Source organism: Pseudomonas sp. BP11-1-1, from assembly GCF_052112105.1.
Lineage (GTDB): Bacteria > Pseudomonadota > Gammaproteobacteria > Pseudomonadales > Pseudomonadaceae > Aquipseudomonas > Aquipseudomonas alvandae.
In genome coordinates, this window is the sequence record NZ_JAUTYU010000012.1 from 125,297 (window position 1) to 143,426 (window position 18,130).

Sequence of the window (18,130 nt, forward strand, 5' to 3'; positions counted from 1 at the left end):
GGCGCGCCGAAGCGCCCTGCGCACAGTCACCATCAAGGACAGGAATTGAGATACCTGCCTGAGTTGAGGACTCGTACAATCTTGCCGGAAAACCTCGGGCTACTAAACCCGACCACTGATGGGCAGTGGCAGGGAAACGATAGAGCCCTGGGGCAAGGCGCACAAGCCGGCGGATTCTGGCGTAGTTGTAGGCAAAGGCGCAAGGACATGTAGCCTGGAAGAAACTCGGCCGCCAGGGGTTAAACAAAGCGAAAAGCTCGCTAAATCGGGTATTTATCCAACGAGATAGCGATGATTTTTCGTTTGCTGGTTAGCAAGCTCTTCAGCAAAACCTCACACGTCAGACCGGCTGAATGTATGTCTCAGTCACGTTTCCCTCGTCGCTTCATCTGCTAGTTCATCTAAGACGGAAAACACACCTTTCAAGTCCTCGCTATATGAAGCGATGTAGTTTGAAGTTGCTACATATCGATTTTCTATGCTCGCCGTTTTTTTTAAAATAAACTCGCGGTGCTTAATCCAGTACCGGCCTATTGTTTTGGGGTCAAGACCCTTTGTAAGTCCCGTCTTAGATGCAACGTAGCCGCCTTCCTCTAAAGTAAATAGAAAAGAATTGTTAAGGTTAGCCAGGCAATAGTCTATAAAGTAAAAAATATAGTCTTCATTGATCTCTGGGTTAAAGCAAAAGCTAAATAAATACTCTCCCATGGCCGCGGCTATACCCCCGCCATCGTTATCCCCACGCACATCGTAAAACCCACAGCCTACGCCTGCCCCTTTTGGGGGGTTGGAGTTACTAATTTGATAGATAACGAAAGATTTTAGCGCCGAGCGCGCAACGGAAATGCTGTGTGCGATATCTTGAACTATAGCGGAATTATCGCTTGCTTGAGGCGCAGCCCCGCCGAGAAACATTTTATCGGAGGTATTTTCGACTTCTGAAAAAAAATTTATCCCTGCGTCGATATAGGAATACCTAAATAGTTCAAAGATTTTCTGGGATAGCCTTCTCATCCCCATAAGCGTTAGCTTGTCTACCCAGCCGGTTGTTGCGGCATCTATGTCCTCAAACTTTATGAGGGCTGAGTAAATATTATTCAGCTGCGCATTCCGGTCTGCGGAACACTGGAGTCTGAACAGCATAAGATCATTCCAACCTAAAACCCCCCGATCGTTAGCCACAAGTCGATTAATTAATCCCCGCTCTTCGTAAGCGTGCTCGCCGAAAATGCGCCATGCGATTTCGACGATATTTTCGGCTGAGTTCGGTAGTCGCTTGCCAGCGACTCTTCCCCATCCAGCGCGATCTAGAAGTCGCAGCAATGAGTATATTGACCGTTGTCGAAGGCTAATCTCTCCAGTTTCAATAAATGAATATCTTGGTAGGAGTTTCACGAGCGTATTGATTGCATCTTCTGCGACGGATTGGCTGAGTTCGAAGGATTGGTTGACTAGCACTCTCCAAAACTGGTCATGCGCGTGCTGACCTTGTTCCAACCGAAAGTCTTGAGAGGACAGAATTGAAGTAATAGGTTTCCCGTTTCGAGCCTGCTCCACTGCATTGTGGTACAAAACGAACGTATGTTGGGGTTCTGGCGTAGCGAATCGAACAATGAGCTTCAGATAATTTTCAAGATTTCTAAAATTCTCTTCGTTGAAACAGGCGCGCGCCGCTAGTACCGATTCATCTAGGTCGCGCCGGACAGAGAAATTTAATGTAGCTACATCGAAGAGCTGCCTCAATAAAAACGCTGCGGGTTCTGGTTGTGTGCCTAGCAATGCTGAGAATTGAGGTGAATTAACCAAGTTGGATTGACCAGAGACGCGACGCAGCGAAAAGGATCCGCTCCGTCCTCCAGTTTCTTCCGCATAGATGAGTCTGAAAAGCCCTGGGTAATGTAGGTGTAGCAAAATCAGATTAATGAGATCACTTTTATTGAAATCCGTTCGACTTAGATTGCTGCGTTCAAGTTGCATTAACAGCATAGCATTTACGAAACGCTTGACCTTACGTAGATTTCCCGCAAATGGTAAATAGCTGGCAGCTAGATCGCCGTCGAGAATAACTGCCAATTCATTCAGCACGGCACCAAGATTTATCATTGTGTCGGAAGGAATTGATCCCAGTTGATTTTCTTTGCGCTGCCAGTCCCTCTTAAGAAAGTCACTAATTCCCGAGCTGTCAACGAACAGGCTGAGCTTTACGGTTACAAATTTTTCAAGAAACTCTCGTGCTTTCGAGCCCTCTTCTTGGCTCCCGGTAAGAATCTCTGTGTCGTAGCAAAGTACATATGTAGCTTGAGAGAGTTTGAATGTGCGTCGTGTAGCAAACAAAACGGAGTTTACAGTTTTTGCATCTAGACGATCCAGATCATCAATAACGATAATTACTCGACGGCCGATGCGCCGGAGGACTTCGTCAATATCTTCTAAGAGGTCATCCACGGTTTCCTGGGACGGTTCCATAGATAGTTTAAAGCCAAGGAACGAAATGTCAGCTTTTCCTTTTATTAGTCGAGAGTACCGAGATGCGGCAGGTCGGAACTCTGGAGCAAACACATCACGCTGGATAGCAGCCGAAAGATCTCTAATTAAGCGGTCAGCAAGATCGGGCTCAGACGCGTAACGAAGAGGTTCGAATCGACAAATAATCGGTTTAATCTTCGCTTTTGCCCAATAACGCTCTGCGAGATTTATGAAGCTCGTTTTCCCAACGCCCCATGGCCCGTCGACGCCAAAAACAAGGCCCGGATGGACACCGCTTGCCAATATTGTTTCTGCGAAAGCCTTTGCTTGCATCTTGCTCGATAGGACATCTTCTTTTTCCTCTCTGATCTCCTCGTCCGCGACAAAATAAAGCTGTGGAATTGTTTTTGTTGTCCCAAGCCGATATTGCTGGACTAGGGGCGATAATAGCATTACACAAAAAAAGAGCAGGATGACGGGTGTCCAGTAAGGATCTGCTGTTTGCAGAGCAGTGTGGGCTTTAGCAAGTAACGGTAACGTAAGCCCGTTTACCCATATGCCAATGCAAAGTGCCACGAACAAATCAATCCGTAAGCTACAGCCCATTCGGAAGGCTGCTAAGTGCGCTTCGCGCTTATAGGCATACGTCAAGCAAATAAGAAACGCCGCTATAACAACGCTTATCTGTACCCACGAACTTGTTTTTTCAATTATCGGAACGTAGTTGTTGCCAAGGTAATTCGCGATCCGCCAAACCTCAGCACCTAAAAATCCAATAGCTACCGATTTGGCAAAAACTAGTAATTCAGGCATTTTCAGCGCAGGTTTGACAGATTCCATCCTTTTTTCCTTCTCGCCGCAGAATATTAACGTCCCGGCGTAACGCTACCGAGCGTAGTGGCTAAATGCAAGTGTCTGCAAATCTCGCGTGATTAAGTCAAGCTTTCAGCGGATGAGGTGTTTCGGATAAAAGTCTTTTTAAATCGTCTACTAGTACTTGAGGTCTGTTTGTACCGCCGTATCGGTTGGCAGTTTTTGGCCGATAGACTTATACCAGGATTTCCCGTTTGTTTTTTTGAGAGCTATCCGTTCCAGTACGGCTAGGTAGATACAAAAGGCCCTTGGAAGCAGCCGTAACTACTTCGTCCTCCGTGCCCGCCGATCTCTACAGCCTGGCTTGCGTGCTCTACGAACTGGCGTGCGGCAAACATCCGTTTCAACGTTTACCGTCGAACCAGGCGCGTGATATCGGGTTGGAGCGCCAGCTCAAGGCACCGAGAAAGCTGCCGCGGCGCTGCTGGTTGGCGTTGCGTGAGGCGTTGGCGTTTGATCCGGCGCGGCGCGGGATCAGTGTTGCGAGGTTGCGGGACGCATGGGTGGGTGGAGCTTTTTGGTGGTGAAGGGCTGTTGGGTTTGTCTTTCAGTTGGATATGCGTCGCTCGATGGGCCGCTATCGCGAGCAAGCTCGCTCCCACAGGGGGAGCGGCGGTGCTTTGAAGGTTGGTGCGGGGGCTTGCTCGCGATGAAACCTGTTCAATCGTCAGCAATTTTGGGGGCAGTCAATGCCTCCAAGGCTGCCTTGCGCTCATCAGCCGGCAATCGGCCGAGCTTTTCAACTGCGCTATAAAACGCAACCCAATCCCCACCTTCCCGCTTGAACAACGCCGCAAACGCCGGCACCCATTGGTCATACAGGCCGAACGGCAATAGCCGGGCGTTGTTCAGTGGCGTATAGACCCAGGCGTCATAGCGCTTGTCACCCGCCCATTGGCTGTCGCGCATTCGCTCGTAGTCGCTGCGCAGGCGTTCGAATTCAGCGGCCTTGCGCTGGCGCATCTGCTCGGCCGGCAGGGGTTGCGCGTAGAGGGTTTCCAGGCGTTGGCGGGTGTCGAGGATCAGTTGGATGAACTGGTCGCGTTGGCGCAATGAGTTGCCATTGTCTGGCGCCAGCCCGCGATGGGTGCGCCATTGGCGGGTGCCTTCCTGTTCGACGAAGGTGGCGAAGGATTCGTTGAATGCCGTGTCGTCCTTCACGTAGAACCGCTGGTGCGCCAGTTCATGAAAGATCAGCGTCGCCAGGCGTTCGTCGCCCCAGTGCAGCATCGAACTCAGGATCGGGTCGTTGAACCAGCCCAGCGTCGAGTAGGCCTCCACGCCGCCAATCGACACGTCCATGCCCTGCAATTGCTGCAACGCGGCCTCGCCTCGGGCAGCGCCCTGGTTGTAATAGCCGCGATACGCCACGCAACCGGCGATGGGGAAACAGTGGTTTTGCGGGGCCAGGGAGAACTCCGGGGTGGCGAAGACGTTCCAGACGACAAAGGGGCGGCCGATGTCCGCGTACAGGCGATAGCTGTTGTTATCGGGCAGGTGCAGGTGTGCGCTGGCGAACGCCCGGGCCTCGCGTGCCTGGCTCAAGTGCGCGCGCAGTTTTGGATCGCGGGCGGGGTCGGCAATGACGCGGTCGATCGGCTCGCGGGCTTGCAGCAGTCTTAGTTGTCCGCTGGCGAGCTGGCCGTAATAAGCAACGCTTGCACAACCGTTGAGTAACAAAAGCAGGAGGGCTGGAAACAAAATCCGGAAAACACGGTCGAGTAACCGATGGCGTGAACGCTGCCTGATCAATTTGGAATCATCCTGGGAAGTCTGCCTCCAGACTATCTCGCCTGCCCGGAGCTTCGCTATGCGCGTGTTGATGCTGACGAGTGGCCTGTTGCTGCTGACCGGCTGTGCCGGTTTGCCCGATCCTGATCCCTCCCAAGCGTGGATTGACCTGGGAAACCATCAGGACACGGCGTTGCAAGCGCTGGAAGTCGATGACAAGCAGTCCATCGATCGACGGTACTTCGAAGTTCAACCGGGTAGCCACGAGCTGACGGTGCGTTATCAATTTGCCGTGGAGCCCGGCAACATTGGCCCGAATGCCGAGCCGCTGTGGCGTGATTGTCGGTTGAACGTGAAATTCAACGATTTCAACGCGGGCCAGCGCTACCAATTGCAAGCCGGCAGCATCGGTTTCCGTCCGTGGGCCAAGCTTTACGACCAGCAGCGCAAAGTGGTGGGCCAAGGCACGCCAGCCGGCTGCCAGCAAAGCTGATAAGCGCTATGCTCAAGACCTGACTCCAGGATATTCACCATGCGTAAACACATGTTGTGGCTGGCCCTTGTTGCCATGAGCGGTTGTGCTTCGAGCCCGCTGCCGCAGGTCGATCCGAACATGGCGTGGATCGATCTGGCCACGCCGATGCCGGGCGGCAAGCTGCTGATGGCAGAAAGCCTGGATGGTCAAAAATCCCCTGACGGACGATTTTTCCAGGTTTCACCGGGCAGCCATGAACTGAAAGTGCGCTTCGACTTTGAGGTTTTCGTCGGCGGTGGGCTGGGCATGCAGGGCGCGCCTCAAGAACGACTGTGCTACATGCTCGTGCGTTACGACCATTTTGAAGCCGGCCAACGTTATCGCTTGGAAGGGCGCAATATTGCGTTTTCCGCCAGCGCCCGGCTCTATAACGCCAAGCGCGAAATCGTCGCTGAGGATCGGCAAATCAATTGTGTTCCGTAGCGCTGCCTAGCGATCGTTCTTCTGATAGATGATTTTCTTGGTGCCGTTCTCACAGGTGCCCACCACCATGTTCTGGTCGTGGACTTCGTCGTTGGTGACGATTTCCAGGGTGTAGGACGTGACGCCCTGGGCCTGGATCTTGGCTTCGATCTCGGTCTTGAGTTCTTCGCAGGGTTTGGGGGCCGCGAGGGTCGAAGTGGCCAATACGCAACCGATGACTGCCAGGGCAAACCGTTTCATGCTCGAACTCCTCGATACAGCGCGCACTGCCGGTGCGCTGAAACTGCAGACTTGCATTCGATCACAATTGCCTTCGGGTAAATAGATCGCAAATCAAAGAAGACCGCAGCCTTCCAGAGGCTGCGGTCTTCTCGGTCCATCAACTTACCAGCGTCGCATCCAGGGTGATCTTGGCGTTGAGCACCTTGGAAACCGGGCAACCTTCCTTGGCCTTGTTGCTCAGTTCTTCGAATTGCGCCTGGGTGGCGCCGGGGATCTTGGCCTTGAGAATCAGCTTGATTGCGGTGATCGCAAAGCCGCCATCGACCTGGTCCAGGGTCACTTCGGCGTTGGTGTCGATGCTGTCAGCCTTGAGCCCGGCGTCGCCGAGGATCATCGAAAACGCCATGGAGAAGCAGCCCGCATGGGCCGCGCCGATCAATTCTTCCGGGTTGGTGCCCTTGCCGCCTTCAAAACGGGCCTTGAAACCATAGGGCGCTTCGCGCAACACGCCGGTTTCCGTGGAGATGGAGCCGATGCCGGTCTTCAGGTCACCTTCCCAGTGAGCCGATGCTTTCTTGACGATAGCCATATGTGCCTCCTCATGATCCGGCGCGAGGGTTCGCGCCTGGGTATTTTTCAGTGCCAGGATTGTGAGGATAGACCGGTCGATAAAGTTCACCCGGCCGATTAGTCGACCAATTTAGTAGGAAAATTCTTCGCTACTATTGAAACTCGGGTATATGCCCACATTCTTAGGACACACCTAGAGAAACGGCAGGCTTTCGCCCATAGGAAAGTTCGTACGCCGTTGGAGATGCCGGCCCATGAAACAGCTGTCCGAAGTGAAGTTTTCAACCCTCGACCTGGTACCCGTCCGTGCCGATGGCAATGCCGCCCAGTCCTTGCGCAACTCCCTGGATCTGGCGCAGCACGTGGAAAAGTATGGCTACACCCGCTTCTGGGTGGCCGAGCACCACAACATGGACGGCATCGCCAGCTCCGCGACGGCGGTTCTGCTGGGCTACCTGGCGGGAGGCACGTCGACCATCCGCGTCGGTTCCGGCGGGGTCATGCTGCCGAACCACGCGCCGTTGGTGATCGCCGAACAGTTCGGCACGCTGGAAAGCCTGTTTCCGGGCCGGATCGACCTCGGGTTGGGCAGGGCGCCTGGTTCGGACCAGATGACTGCACGCGCCCTTCGTCGCGAGCGCTCCGGCAGCGCCGATGATTTCCCTGATGACGTGGCCGAACTGATGCGTTATCTCGGCCCGCGAACCCCGGACCAACGCATCATCGCCATGCCCGGCACGGGAACGAATGTACCGGTGTGGCTGTTGGGTTCCAGTCTGTTCAGTGCACAACTGGCGGGAGAACGCGGTTTGCCCTACGCATTCGCCTCCCATTTCGCACCGCGCTTCATGCATGAGGCGATTCGTGTCTATCGCAACCACTTCAAGCCGTCGGCGGTACTGGACAAGCCTTACGTCATGCTTGGCGTACCGCTGGTCGCAGCGGATACCGACGAACAAGCCGATTACCTGGCGACGTCGGTGTACCAGCGGATCCTGGCGTTGATGCGCGGCCAGAGCCTGGTGCAGCGCCCGCCAGTGGAAACCATGAATGGCCTGTGGTTGCCCCATGAAAAGGAAGCGGTAGGCGACTTCCTCGGCCTGGCCATGATTGGCAGCCCGCAGAAAATCCGCGCCAAGTTGGAGGTGTTGATCGAGCAAACTCAGGCCGATGAGTTGATTTTCACCAGCGACCTGTATGAACACGCTGACCGCCTGCACTCGTATGAACTGCTGGCGCAGGTCATGAAAGGCTGAATCGCGGCCATAAAAAAGCCGACGCGGTGCGTCGGCTTTGATATTCAGCAATTATTTCTTGTAGACGATTTCCTTCGAACCGCCCTCACAGGTGCCGACGACTTTTCCGTCCGCCGCTGCGCCTTTCTCGACAATTTCCAGCGTGTAACCCGACACACCTTTGGCATCAAGCTTCGCCGCGATTTCGCTTTTCAGCTCTTCGCACGGTTTGCCGGCCGCAAAGGCGGTACCCGCAAGGCTCAGCAAACCCAGGGCCACCATCCACTTCTTCATCGCTCGCACTCCTTGGTCGGATCAAATAGAGAGGTATCGCAAAGGCGCGACGCACCAACCATAGCGCATCGCCATTCCCTATGGCACTCCGCCAGTGTGCAAGTTCAAAGCGCTCAGCTATTGGCGATCCGGAATCCGACCTTGATGGTGACCTGGAAGTGCGCGGCCCGGCCATTTTCGATATGGCCGCGGGTCTCGGTGACCTCAAACCATTCCAGGTGCTTGAGGCTTTTGCTGGCCTCGGCCAAGGCATTGTTGATGGCGTCTTCAATGCTGGTGGGAGACGAGCCGACCAGCTCGACTTTCTTGTACGTGTGGTGATCACTCATGACGTTCTCCTTGGTTGTCTGTAACAGCCTAGCAGCGATTTTTCGCCTTACATGTGGCGCCGTTTACGCTCGGAAAGTTCAGATTTACTGCACTTTCCCAAACGGCCGCAGTCCCAATCCACACACGCTACTCAACCACTGCAGGAGAGAGCCACCATGGCCAGCACTTCGTTACGCAAAGCCTCGTTGCAAAGCATGGAAGCGGAGATCGAGAGTCTGCTCAAGTCGTTGGAAAGCCTGAAGGACGACGCGTCGGACGAGTCGCGTAGGACCCTCAAGTCGCTCAAGGCAAACGCCGAAAATGCGCTGAAACATTCCCGGCATCTGCTCAGCGATGCGTATGAAGAGGTCAAGGTGAAAACCCGTGAAACCGGGATCGCCACGCGCGACTACGCTCAGGAACACCCTTGGACCACGGCCGGCGTTGCAGTTGGCGCGCTGGGTCTGCTGGCCGCTTACTTGTTGTGCAAGCGCGGTGACTAGTTCGATGGGTTCAGCTCTTGCCTGAGCCATTGCGCCAATTGCCGGGCGCGCCCGTCCGCGGCGCGCTTGGGCAGCCACAACGCCAGCCGCGCCGAGGTTTCACTGAAACCCCACGGCGCGACCAGGCGACCGGCACGCAGGTCCTCTGCGACCAGCGGCTCGGGGGCAATTGCCACGCCGAGCCCGGCCACGGCCGCTTCCAGTAAATAATACAAATGCTCGAAACCTTGCCCGAATTTCAACGCCTGGGGTCCAAGGGCGTTTTGTCGTGCCCAAATTGGCCAGGCCTGGGGGCGGGAGGTTGTGTGCAAGAGCGGCTCGCCCAGCAATTCGCTGGCGGGTGCGTTGCACAAACGGGTGAATTCGGCATAGCGCGGGCTGATCACCGGGCCGATCCGCTCGCTGGTCAGTTCATATACTTGCATGTCGGCCGGCCAGGGCGGTTCGGCGAATACCAGCAGGGCATCCAGACCCGGGCGTCTCGGGTCGAGGTCGCCTTCGCCGGCTGAGAGGTGCAGGCGCAGGTCCGGCAGATCGGCATTCAACCTGCCGAGTCGAGGAATGAACCAACGCGCCAACAAGCTTCCCGAACAGCCCAGCACGAACGGGGCGTCCGCCGTGCTTTGCGTCAGTTCGGCGCAAACGGTGCGCAGGCGCTCGAACGCTTCGGTGCTGGCGTCGCGCAGACGCGCGCCTGCATCTGTGAGTTTCAGGCCTCGCCCCTCCTTGCTGAACAAGCTGACACCCAAGTGTTCTTCCAGCGCCTTCAATTGACGACTGACGGCACCGTGGGTGACGTGGAGCTGTTCTGCCGCCTGGCTTACGCTGTTCAGGCGAGCTGTGGCTTCGAAGGCACGCAAGGCGTTGAGGGGGGGCAGGTCGCGGCTCATGGTATCTGTGAGTTTTCCTGACAGGTTGCGGCGATCTTATCGGTTTTCAGGGCGGGATGTCAGGGGTAGAGTGACCTCATTGTCTTTCTACGCATTTGCCTGGAGCGCCCGATGACCCAGTCTACGACCCCCTTCAACCTGCGCAGCGGTCCTGATGCCAACGGCCTGTTTGGCGCGTTCGGCGGCCGCTATGTCGCGGAAACGCTGATGCCGCTGATCCTTGATCTGGCCCGTGAATACGAAGTGGCGAAGGAAGATCCTGCGTTCATTGAGGAATTGGCCTACTTCCAACGGGATTATGTCGGTCGTCCCAGCCCGCTGTATTTTGCCGAACGCCTGACTGAATACTGTGGCGGCGCAAAAATCTATCTCAAGCGCGAAGAGCTGAACCACACCGGCGCGCACAAGATCAACAACTGCATCGGCCAGATCCTGCTGGCGCGGCGCATGGGCAAGAAACGCATCATCGCCGAGACCGGCGCCGGCATGCACGGGGTGGCGACAGCCACTGTGGCGGCTCGTTTCGGCCTGGACTGCGTTATCTACATGGGCACCACCGACATCGAACGCCAGCAGGCCAACGTGTTTCGCATGAAGCTGCTCGGTGCCGAGGTCATCCCGGTGGTCGCCGGTACCGGTACCCTCAAGGATGCGATGAACGAAGCGCTACGCGACTGGGTGACGAATGTCGACAGTACGTTCTACCTGATCGGCACCGTGGCCGGGCCGCACCCTTATCCAGCGATGGTCCGCGATTTCCAAGCCGTGATCGGCAAGGAAACCCGCGATCAGTTGCAAGCCCAGGAAGGTCGCCTGCCGGACAGCCTGGTGGCGTGCATCGGTGGTGGCTCCAACGCCATGGGCCTATTCCATCCGTTCCTGGATGACAAGAGCGTCGAAATCATTGGCGTCGAAGCGGCGGGCTACGGCATCGAAACCGGCAAGCACGCGGCGAGCCTGAACGGCGGCGTCCCAGGCGTATTGCACGGTAACCGTACCTTCCTGTTGCAGGATGAAGACGGCCAGATCATCGACGCTCATTCGATCTCCGCCGGCCTCGATTACCCCGGCATCGGCCCTGAACACGCGTGGTTGCATGACATTGGCCGCGTCCAATACACCTCGGTCACCGACGCGGAAGCGTTGGAAGCGTTCCATAAATGCTGCCGCCTGGAAGGGATTATTCCTGCCCTGGAAAGCGCCCATGCCTTGGCCGAAGTGTTCAAGCGCGCGCCGAACCTGCCCAAGGATCACCTGATGGTGGTCAACCTGTCTGGTCGTGGCGATAAAGACATGCAAACCGTGATGCACCACATGGAACAGTCCCAGCAGGAGAAACACTGATGAGCCGCCTGCAAACCCGTTTTGCCGAACTCAAGGAACAGAACCGTGCCGCCCTGGTGACTTTCGTCACGGCCGGCGACCCGGACTACGACACCTCGCTGGCGATCCTCAAGGGCTTGCCTGGCGCAGGCGCCGATGTCATCGAGTTGGGCATGCCATTCACTGATCCAATGGCCGACGGCCCAGCGATCCAGTTGGCGAACATCCGCGCCCTGGGAGCCCAGCAGAACCTGGCGAAAACCCTGCAGATGGTTCGTGAGTTCCGTAAGGACAATGCCGAGACGCCGCTGGTGCTGATGGGTTACTTCAACCCGATCCACCGTTATGGGGTGCAGCGTTTCATCGGCGAAGCGTTGGATTGCGGCGTGGATGGCCTGATCGTCGTGGACATGCCGCCTGAGCACAACAGCGAACTGTGCGAGCCGGCCCAGGCAGCTGGCCTGGACTTTATCCGCCTGACCACACCAACCACGGATGATGTGCGTCTGCCCACTGTGCTTAACGGCAGTTCCGGCTTCGTCTACTACGTGTCGGTAGCAGGTGTGACCGGCGCCGGCGCCGCGACGCTGGAACATGTGGAGGAAGCTGTTGCGCGTCTGCGTCGACATACCGATTTGCCGATCAGCATCGGTTTCGGTATCCGCACGCCGGAGCAGGCGGCGGCTATTGCGCGGTTGGCTGACGGGGTAGTGGTCGGCTCTGCGCTGATCGACCATATCGCCAGCGCCGATACGTCGGAACAGGCGATCGACGGGGTGCTGAGCTTATGTGCCGCTCTGGCTGATGGGGTGCGCAAGGCGCGTCTCAGCTGATACCCGATTCGGCTTTCAGTAACGAAAAAGGGGTTCGGAATTTGCTTCCGAGCCCCTTTTTTTATTGCTTGAAGATGCGGCGGTCAGGGCAACTCCAAGCCGCCTCCAGCCTTGTGCAGCTTGCGCAAATGTTCGCCGATTTCTTTCACATTGGCCTCGCTCGCGGCAATTTCAGCGGCGCGGCTCGGCTCAAGCAGGGCGCGGACTTCCTTGTCCAGGTCGCCGGTCAGCGTTTGAAGCTGTTTCTGGCGCAGGCTGCTTTCCGATTCCAGTCGCTGCCATTCGCTGGGCTGTGGCAAGCCATAGCCAGTGCTGCCCAGCAGTTCGGCCGGACGGCTCAGGAAGCCGCTGTTGGCGAGGATCTGTTGCAATGTCGCGTTAGCCCTCTCCATGCCGCCGTTCTGAAGTTCACGGGCCCCGAGATAGCGCTGCTTGACTTCATCCTGGGCCAGCAGCAACTGTCGACGAAAGCTGGCCTGTTCCAGCAGGAGCAACGCAGCGCTGGTGCGCAGATCGGCTTGCTCGAACCAGACGCGGCGTTCGGCGGCGTCCAGCGCGAGCCAGTCTTCGACGGTTTGTTGCCGGATGGGTAGACGTTTTTTCAATACGTCGAACATGGCCTGGTAGCGCTCGCGGAACGAGTCGAAACGGTAACCCAGACGCAAGGCCTCCTTGGGATCGTCCAGCACACTTGTGTCGGCCAGGCCACGGCCCTTGAGCACTTCCAGCAAACCGTTGGGCATGATGCTGTCCAGGCCCTTGAGTTGTTCATTATTACTGCCGCTGCGCAGTAGCTTCAGGCTCTCCACCGCACAATTATTGGACAGGAAGTAATAGTTGCCGTCATAGCTCCAATGCATTTCAGCAGCATGCTCGACCGTTTCCTCGATCTCGACACGCGACAGCTTGAGGGGCACCGACGCAAGGCTGCGCAGTTCGGTCTTGGTGTACTCGTCGATCACCTGGGCCAACGGCAGTACGAACAGGCGCGACGGGTATTTGCCTACCAGTCCATCCCAACTCGACAGTTGCACGTCGCCTACGAAGGCGCGGTACGACAGCACCAGATGTTGGTCCAGATCCAATCGACAGTCCGGCCCGCGTGGGCGGCCCGGCGCGCAGATCACCAGCCGGAGCATGCTGTGGCCCCAACGGCTGACCCAGTTCTGGTTGGCTTCGGCCAATAGGTAGTCGATGGCATAGACGCGTTCCGGATCCACCTTGCCGAGAGGCGTCTTGGCGAAATCGTTGCCGGCGTTGAGAAACGCAAACGACTTGGCGCAGCTGTCCTTGGCGGCCGGCGCCCAACCGAAGTGCTCCTGGTAGTAGCGATACAGGGCGGGGCGCCGACAGGCATAGCTCGGGTCCAGGAGAAAGTACTCCATGTTGACCGCGACGAATTCCTTGGGGCTGCTCGTCTCGTAGAGGTCCGGGCTGCGGGCGACCTGGCGGTTGTGCTGTTCCCGTTCACCGCGCCGGCCGACATATTGCGGCCAGCCCGCGAGATCAAGCAGGCGCGGATCATCGCTGAGCGTGAAGCGACGGCCATTCTGGCCCCGGCATTCATCCGGGAGGCCGATCAATCCGGCACTGTCGTTGCGTCGGGTACAGCGTTGGATCAGCGCACGCTCGGCACTTGGCCATAGGCGCGAGCGGTCATAGATATGGGTCAATTCGTGCAGGACGGTGGCGAGCATTTCCCGCCGTACCGTGCCATGGGGACGCTGGGTCTTTTGCGTGGCAGCGCTGCCGTCGGTGAGGCTGTCCAGCAGGTTTCGGTTGAGATCCAGTTGCGACACCAGCGAAGCCTGGCCGTAGGCATTGGCGGGCATCTGGTCGGTCCAGCCGACGTCGATGCGCCGGTCCAGTCGCTCGATGAAGCGCGGCGGCAAGGCCTGCATGGCTTCATCGAGCAGCGCCTGGCTGGCCTGCTGTTGCGCCGGGCTCAGCCCGTCGCCATTGAGGTGTAGCTGCAGGCCGGCCTGGGCATTGCTGCCCATGAGCAGCATGACCCCAGCCGTCAGCCAGGCGGCGAGCCGCCTCACAATGCGAGGATGGCTTCGGCGAGAACCTGGTCGCTGGCGTCACGGGCTTCCGGTACCCGGGTACGCAAAGTGTCGAAAGCGGCTTCGAGATGAGCACCACGAATTTCGCCGTTGCTGGCGACGAAGCTGGCCGCGTCGTCGTGGGCTTCTCGGACGATTTTCGAATCACGGATGGAAGTAGTGGTGTCGGATGTGAAATCGATCGTGCGCTGGGAGGCGCGAACAATGATGTTACTGGTGGCTACCAGGGTATGTGCCTGGGCCACATCGGCCAACACCAGCAGGCCTAGGGCGGCAGCAATCAGCGGGCTACGCATGGAACGACTCCGGAAAATGAAGATAACTATTGGACGAGAATTGCTTGTGCCAGTTCAAGGTCGCTGACGTGAAGTTTTGGTTGGGTCCGGCGCAGGTAATCCAGGGCCGACTCCAACTGCGCACTTCGCAACTGTCCGTCACTGGCCACAAATGCCGCAGCGTCATCGCGAGCGGCAGCGACCAGTTTATTGTCGAAGGGCGCGGAGGTCACCAGGCTCGTGGCATAACCGCTGGCGACCAATTGCTGGGTGGACACGTCGAAAGCATGGGCCGGGACAGTCCAGCAAGAAGCGACACAGAACGAGACGAACAAATGTTGGTAAAAACGCATGGGACTCGACGGTTGATGGCGAGCCTGAAGGCTAGCGCAAACCGGCGTGCCAGAGCCAGCGTTGAAACATCGGAGCACCTTTTGGCGCCCGATGTTTCATGTTCCATCAGATGACCAGGATGGCCTGGGCCAGCTGTGCATCGGTTGCGTTGAGCTGCGGTGCCTGCTGGCGGATGTAATCGAGGGCGCTTTCCAGCTTCACACCGCGAATCGCGCCGTTGCTGGCGACGAAGCTTGCCGCGTCATCTCGGGCGGCCTGGACGATTTTGTTGTCTCGCAGCGATGAGGTGGCATCGGAGGTTACGTCGGATGTGGCCTTGAGCGCACCTACGATGGAGTCAGTGGTGACGATAAAGCTGCTGGCATTGGAATGGGCGGCTACGGCCAACAGGGCAACTGCGCTGAGCAGGCGAAGACGGATCATGATGAGACTCCTTGGGTATGAGGGTGATGCAGGTGCATGTAGCTGAAAGGGGAGACTGGCTCGCTTCGCCACGTTCGCCTCGATATTAGGACAGAACACGGTTCGCTGGCAGCTTTGCAATGTCCTTTAGCGTGCGGCGCTTCAGCGTCAAGCGCTTACTTGGAACTGTACTGGTCGATTTTAAAAATATAAAAACTGTTGCTGTCTTGTAAATCAGGACCCTGAAACGACAAGACCCGTCGTGGTTTCCCACGACGGGTCTTGTTTGTTCAATTCAGTGCTGGCGGTGGACCCGGTGGGTCAGGGCCAGCGACGCTGAGTTAGCGCCAGAACGGCTTGCTCAGCTCTTCGTAGCGTTGTGCTTCGCTGATACCGGCATCAGCCAGCAGGCGCGAATCCAAACGAGCCAGTTGGTGACGGCTGGCAATGCGGCGCTGCCACAACATCAGGTTGGCAATAACGCGAAGAGGCAGGGAAGCCTGGTTTTTTTCAGCTTTGTCTTCGAAAAACAGCTCGGAACTGAGTGTACGTTCCATGGTTGACATCCTTCCGCTTGTGGCGGGATTAGGTAGTGGTTTGACTGGTGCCCATGATCCTCCCGTTTGGCCAGTCTCTCTAGATACAGTTCACTTGTATTGTGAGAGACCAGTTAACTGTTAAAGAGCGGTGTACTGGTCGATATTGAGGCAACTGTACCTGTACGCGCTATATTGGTGCGTTTTTACGCTTGGGCGGGTGTTTTGTAGGAAAAGACTGTAAGAAAACACCGGTACAGCAGTACAGTTTTTTTCGTTTATGGCTCGGATGGCAAGCTGCAACCAAAACTGTATTCATGACTGCACTGATCCAGCTGTATCAGACAGCCAACATGCGCCCCGTCTCCTCAAGGTTCAGGTGCCAGCTCAGTGCATCACGCAGGATATGCGGGGTATGCCCACCCAAGGCACACGCGGCTTCGAAATAGTCATTCAACGCTTGGCGGTAGGCTGGGTGCACGCAATTGTCGATGACCACTCGGGCCCGCTCCCTTGGCGCCAGGCCCCGCAGGTCGGCCAGGCCGATTTCGGTCACCAGGATGTCGACGTCATGCTCGGTATGGTCCACGTGGCTGACCATCGGCACGACACTGGAGATGGCGCCTCCCTTTGCAATCGACTTGGTGACAAAAATGGCCAGGTGGGCATTACGGGCGAAATCACCCGAGCCGCCGATACCGTTCATCATCCGTGTGCCGCACACATGGGTAGAGTTGACGTTGCCATACAGGTCGAACTCCAGCGCGGTGTTGATGCCAATGATGCCGAGGCGGCGCACGACCTCAGGATGGTTGGATATTTCCTGCGGCCGCAGGACCAATTTGTCCTTGTACCTTTCCAGATTTCCGAACACGTCCGCGTTGCGTCGAGCCGACAGGGTGATGGAGCTGCCAGAAGCGAAACTCAGTTTGCCGGCATCGATCAGGTCGAACGTGGAGTCCTGCAATACCTCGGAGTACATGGTCAAGTCTTCGAACGGGGAGTCGATCAACCCACACATCACGGCGTTGGCGATATTACCGATACCTGCCTGCAGGGGGCCGAGCTTGTTGGTCATGCGTCCGGCCGCGACTTCCTGTTTGAAGAAGTCGATCAGGTGGTTGGCAATCGCCTGGGTGTCATCATCCGGAGGCAATACGGTCGAAGGGGAATCTGCCTGCTGGGTTATGACAATTGCTGCGATTTTTTCCGGAGGAATCGGGATGGCAGTGCTGCCGATTCGGTCGTCGACCTTTACCAGGGGAATCGGCAAGCGAGTCGGACGGTAGCTCGGTATATAGATGTCGTGCAGGCCTTCCAGGTTAGGGTTGTGGGCCAGGTTGATCTCGACAATTACTTGCCGGGCGAAAATCGCGAAGCTCGCCGAATTGCCTACCGATGTGGTTGGCACAATATGGCCTTGTTCAGTGATGGCCACGGCTTCGATCACGGCGATGTCCGGCAGCTTGAGCTGGGCGTTGCGCATCTGTTCAACGGTTTCTGAAAGATGCTGGTCAATGAACATCACCTCGCCGGCATTGATGGCCTTGCGCAGGGTACTGTCCACCTGGAAGGGCATGCGCCGCGCCAACACACCCGCTTCGGTGAGCTCCTTATCGAGATCGTTGCCCAGGCTTGCGCCGGTCATCAGGCTTATTTTCAGCGAAGTGACCTTCGCGCGTTCAGCCAGTGCATGAGGCACTGCCTTCGCTTCTCCGGCGCGGGTAAAGCCGCTCATGCCGACGGTCATGCCGTCTTCAATCAGCAAGGCTGCTTCGGCAGCGCTCATCACTTTATTCAACAACGAAGGCAGGCGGATGCGATCACGGTACATGGATGGTTATCTCGGGCAAGAAGCTGGATGCGCAGTCTAGAGAATTCGCGTCGAGCCCGACCCGCTACAAAAGTCGCATTTAAGGCGTCTATTACGGGCGTTTCAGGCAAAACATTGTTACCGGATCGGTAATGTTTTGCCTTGATACAAATCAAAACGCCCCGACAAGTCGGGGCGTTTTGATAAAAACCACAGTAACTTATTCCACGGCTTTGACCATGTCTTCAATGACCTTCTTGGCGTCGCCGAAGACCATCATGGTCTTGTCGAGATAGAACAGCTCGTTATCCAGGCCGGCATAACCGCTGGCCATCGAGCGCTTGTTGACGATGATGGTCTTGGCCTTGAAGGCTTCGAGGATCGGCATGCCGGCAATCGGCGACTTCGGATCGTTCTTCGCCGCCGGGTTGACCACGTCGTTGGCGCCCAGGACGAGTACCACGTCGGCCTGGCCGA

Annotated in this window: 20 protein-coding genes and 1 pseudogene; 7 read left to right on the top strand and 14 right to left on the bottom strand. The window is 56.9% G+C overall.

From position 1 onward, the window contains the following. Positions 1-366: 366 nt before the first annotated feature. The gene (locus Q7C33_RS21285; protein WP_407684115.1) at positions 367-3,306 is read right to left on the bottom strand and encodes a P-loop NTPase fold protein; all 2,940 of its coding nucleotides are present in this window, start codon (positions 3,304-3,306) and stop codon (positions 367-369) included. A gap of 308 nt (positions 3,307-3,614) precedes the next feature. Between Q7C33_RS21285 and Q7C33_RS21290 the strand changes: the two are divergent. Next, positions 3,615-3,866, top strand: a pseudogene (locus Q7C33_RS21290) (serine/threonine protein kinase); the annotation flags it as partial. A gap of 133 nt (positions 3,867-3,999) precedes the next feature. On the opposite strand, the gene Q7C33_RS21295 reads toward Q7C33_RS21290, so the two are convergent. Further along, positions 4,000-5,091, bottom strand: coding sequence for an aminopeptidase (locus Q7C33_RS21295; protein WP_217860854.1), 1,092 nt, complete (start codon positions 5,089-5,091; stop codon positions 4,000-4,002). A gap of 58 nt (positions 5,092-5,149) precedes the next feature. Here Q7C33_RS21295 and Q7C33_RS21300 point away from each other — a divergent pair, with 58 nt between their 5' ends. Then, entirely contained in the window at positions 5,150-5,563 is a 414-nt protein-coding gene (locus Q7C33_RS21300) for a PA0061/PA0062 family lipoprotein (RefSeq protein WP_407684116.1), read from the top strand. Between the two features lie 39 nt (positions 5,564-5,602). After that, positions 5,603-6,028 carry a PA0061/PA0062 family lipoprotein gene (locus Q7C33_RS21305; RefSeq protein WP_030139178.1) on the top strand — a complete coding sequence of 142 codons (426 nt, stop codon included), beginning with the start codon at positions 5,603-5,605 and terminating at the stop codon, positions 6,026-6,028. A gap of 6 nt (positions 6,029-6,034) precedes the next feature. Here Q7C33_RS21305 and Q7C33_RS21310 read toward each other — a convergent pair whose 3' ends face one another. Then, positions 6,035-6,268: a DUF1161 domain-containing protein gene (locus tag Q7C33_RS21310; protein WP_030139179.1), complete on the bottom strand. Its 234-nt coding sequence runs from the start codon at positions 6,266-6,268 to the stop codon at positions 6,035-6,037. A gap of 139 nt (positions 6,269-6,407) precedes the next feature. Continuing rightward, positions 6,408-6,839, bottom strand: coding sequence for an OsmC family protein (locus Q7C33_RS21315; RefSeq protein ID WP_030139180.1), 432 nt, complete (start codon positions 6,837-6,839; stop codon positions 6,408-6,410). 235 nt (positions 6,840-7,074) lie between these two features. On the opposite strand from Q7C33_RS21315, the gene Q7C33_RS21320 reads away from it, so the two are divergent. Further along, positions 7,075-8,076, top strand: a complete 1,002-nt coding sequence (locus Q7C33_RS21320; RefSeq protein WP_198798165.1) for an LLM class flavin-dependent oxidoreductase — start codon at positions 7,075-7,077, stop codon at positions 8,074-8,076. Positions 8,077-8,127: 51 nt separating this feature from the next. Here the strand turns inward: Q7C33_RS21320 and Q7C33_RS21325 are convergent, their stop codons facing one another. Then, the gene (locus Q7C33_RS21325) at positions 8,128-8,349 is read right to left on the bottom strand and encodes a DUF1161 domain-containing protein (RefSeq protein ID WP_030139181.1); all 222 of its coding nucleotides are present in this window, start codon (positions 8,347-8,349) and stop codon (positions 8,128-8,130) included. Between the two features lie 113 nt (positions 8,350-8,462). Next, entirely contained in the window at positions 8,463-8,678 is a 216-nt protein-coding gene (locus tag Q7C33_RS21330) for a dodecin (protein ID WP_003177209.1), read from the bottom strand. A gap of 156 nt (positions 8,679-8,834) precedes the next feature. On the opposite strand from Q7C33_RS21330, the gene Q7C33_RS21335 reads away from it, so the two are divergent. Continuing rightward, entirely contained in the window at positions 8,835-9,161 is a 327-nt protein-coding gene (locus Q7C33_RS21335; protein WP_030139182.1) for a DUF883 family protein, read from the top strand. Here Q7C33_RS21335 and Q7C33_RS21340 read toward each other — a convergent pair. Beyond that, positions 9,158-10,051 carry a LysR family transcriptional regulator gene (locus tag Q7C33_RS21340; protein ID WP_030139183.1) on the bottom strand — a complete coding sequence of 298 codons (894 nt, stop codon included), beginning with the start codon at positions 10,049-10,051 and terminating at the stop codon, positions 9,158-9,160. The genes Q7C33_RS21335 and Q7C33_RS21340 overlap by 4 nt on opposite strands. Before the next feature lie 111 nt (positions 10,052-10,162). Between Q7C33_RS21340 and trpB the strand changes: the two genes are divergently transcribed. Both trpB and trpA read left to right on the top strand, forming a co-directional pair. Then, positions 10,163-11,395 (top strand): tryptophan synthase subunit beta, encoded by a 1,233-nt coding sequence (gene trpB / locus Q7C33_RS21345; RefSeq protein ID WP_249876691.1) that lies wholly within the window; start codon positions 10,163-10,165, stop codon positions 11,393-11,395. After that, on the top strand, positions 11,395-12,207 hold the full coding sequence (trpA, locus tag Q7C33_RS21350) for a tryptophan synthase subunit alpha (protein ID WP_258648638.1): 813 nt from the start codon (positions 11,395-11,397) through the stop codon (positions 12,205-12,207). The genes trpB and trpA overlap by 1 nt, the downstream gene beginning before the upstream one ends. Before the next feature lie 83 nt (positions 12,208-12,290). Here trpA and Q7C33_RS21355 read toward each other — a convergent pair whose 3' ends face one another. The 7 genes from Q7C33_RS21355 to Q7C33_RS21385 form a co-directional block, all read right to left on the bottom strand. After that, positions 12,291-14,252, bottom strand: a complete 1,962-nt coding sequence (locus Q7C33_RS21355; protein ID WP_030139186.1) for a DUF7844 domain-containing protein — start codon at positions 14,250-14,252, stop codon at positions 12,291-12,293. Beyond that, complete coding sequence (locus Q7C33_RS21360) at positions 14,249-14,569, bottom strand: DUF2388 domain-containing protein (RefSeq protein WP_003187020.1); 321 nt, start codon at positions 14,567-14,569, stop codon at positions 14,249-14,251. The genes Q7C33_RS21355 and Q7C33_RS21360 overlap by 4 nt, the downstream gene beginning before the upstream one ends. Positions 14,570-14,595: 26 nt before the next feature. Then, complete coding sequence (locus tag Q7C33_RS21365; protein WP_030139187.1) at positions 14,596-14,901, bottom strand: DUF2388 domain-containing protein; 306 nt, start codon at positions 14,899-14,901, stop codon at positions 14,596-14,598. A 106-nt stretch (positions 14,902-15,007) separates the two neighbouring features. Further along, complete coding sequence (locus Q7C33_RS21370; protein ID WP_198798161.1) at positions 15,008-15,325, bottom strand: DUF2388 domain-containing protein; 318 nt, start codon at positions 15,323-15,325, stop codon at positions 15,008-15,010. A 320-nt stretch (positions 15,326-15,645) separates the two neighbouring features. Continuing rightward, the gene (locus Q7C33_RS21375; RefSeq protein WP_003187014.1) at positions 15,646-15,861 is read right to left on the bottom strand and encodes a DUF1127 domain-containing protein; all 216 of its coding nucleotides are present in this window, start codon (positions 15,859-15,861) and stop codon (positions 15,646-15,648) included. Between the two features lie 319 nt (positions 15,862-16,180). Next, entirely contained in the window at positions 16,181-17,674 is a 1,494-nt protein-coding gene (locus tag Q7C33_RS21380; RefSeq protein ID WP_407684117.1) for an acetyl-CoA hydrolase/transferase family protein, read from the bottom strand. A 199-nt stretch (positions 17,675-17,873) separates the two neighbouring features. Next, positions 17,874-18,130: NAD(P)(+) transhydrogenase (Re/Si-specific) subunit beta (locus Q7C33_RS21385; protein ID WP_407683040.1), on the bottom strand; the 257-nt coding region annotated here is incomplete at its 5' end.

What these genes read in the sequence shown, in the direction of transcription:
- Q7C33_RS21285 (WP_407684115.1), bottom strand. Translation starts at nt 3,306, where the DNA reads ATGGAATCTGTCAAACCTGCGCTGAAAATGCCTGAATTACTAGTTTTT.
- Q7C33_RS21300 (WP_407684116.1), top strand. Translation starts at nt 5,150, where the DNA reads ATGCGCGTGTTGATGCTGACGAGTGGCCTGTTGCTGCTGACCGGCTGT.
- Q7C33_RS21305 (WP_030139178.1), top strand. Translation starts at nt 5,603, where the DNA reads ATGCGTAAACACATGTTGTGGCTGGCCCTTGTTGCCATGAGCGGTTGT.
- Q7C33_RS21310 (WP_030139179.1), bottom strand. Translation starts at nt 6,268, where the DNA reads ATGAAACGGTTTGCCCTGGCAGTCATCGGTTGCGTATTGGCCACTTCG.
- Q7C33_RS21315 (WP_030139180.1), bottom strand. Translation starts at nt 6,839, where the DNA reads ATGGCTATCGTCAAGAAAGCATCGGCTCACTGGGAAGGTGACCTGAAG.
- Q7C33_RS21320 (WP_198798165.1), top strand. Translation starts at nt 7,075, where the DNA reads ATGAAACAGCTGTCCGAAGTGAAGTTTTCAACCCTCGACCTGGTACCC.
- Q7C33_RS21325 (WP_030139181.1), bottom strand. Translation starts at nt 8,349, where the DNA reads ATGAAGAAGTGGATGGTGGCCCTGGGTTTGCTGAGCCTTGCGGGTACC.
- Q7C33_RS21330 (WP_003177209.1), bottom strand. Translation starts at nt 8,678, where the DNA reads ATGAGTGATCACCACACGTACAAGAAAGTCGAGCTGGTCGGCTCGTCT.
- Q7C33_RS21335 (WP_030139182.1), top strand. Translation starts at nt 8,835, where the DNA reads ATGGCCAGCACTTCGTTACGCAAAGCCTCGTTGCAAAGCATGGAAGCG.
- Q7C33_RS21340 (WP_030139183.1), bottom strand. Translation starts at nt 10,051, where the DNA reads ATGAGCCGCGACCTGCCCCCCCTCAACGCCTTGCGTGCCTTCGAAGCC.
- trpB (WP_249876691.1), top strand. Translation starts at nt 10,163, where the DNA reads ATGACCCAGTCTACGACCCCCTTCAACCTGCGCAGCGGTCCTGATGCC.
- trpA (WP_258648638.1), top strand. Translation starts at nt 11,395, where the DNA reads ATGAGCCGCCTGCAAACCCGTTTTGCCGAACTCAAGGAACAGAACCGT.
- Q7C33_RS21360 (WP_003187020.1), bottom strand. Translation starts at nt 14,569, where the DNA reads ATGCGTAGCCCGCTGATTGCTGCCGCCCTAGGCCTGCTGGTGTTGGCC.
- Q7C33_RS21365 (WP_030139187.1), bottom strand. Translation starts at nt 14,901, where the DNA reads ATGCGTTTTTACCAACATTTGTTCGTCTCGTTCTGTGTCGCTTCTTGC.
- Q7C33_RS21370 (WP_198798161.1), bottom strand. Translation starts at nt 15,325, where the DNA reads ATGATCCGTCTTCGCCTGCTCAGCGCAGTTGCCCTGTTGGCCGTAGCC.
- Q7C33_RS21375 (WP_003187014.1), bottom strand. Translation starts at nt 15,861, where the DNA reads ATGGAACGTACACTCAGTTCCGAGCTGTTTTTCGAAGACAAAGCTGAA.
- Q7C33_RS21380 (WP_407684117.1), bottom strand. Translation starts at nt 17,674, where the DNA reads ATGTACCGTGATCGCATCCGCCTGCCTTCGTTGTTGAATAAAGTGATG.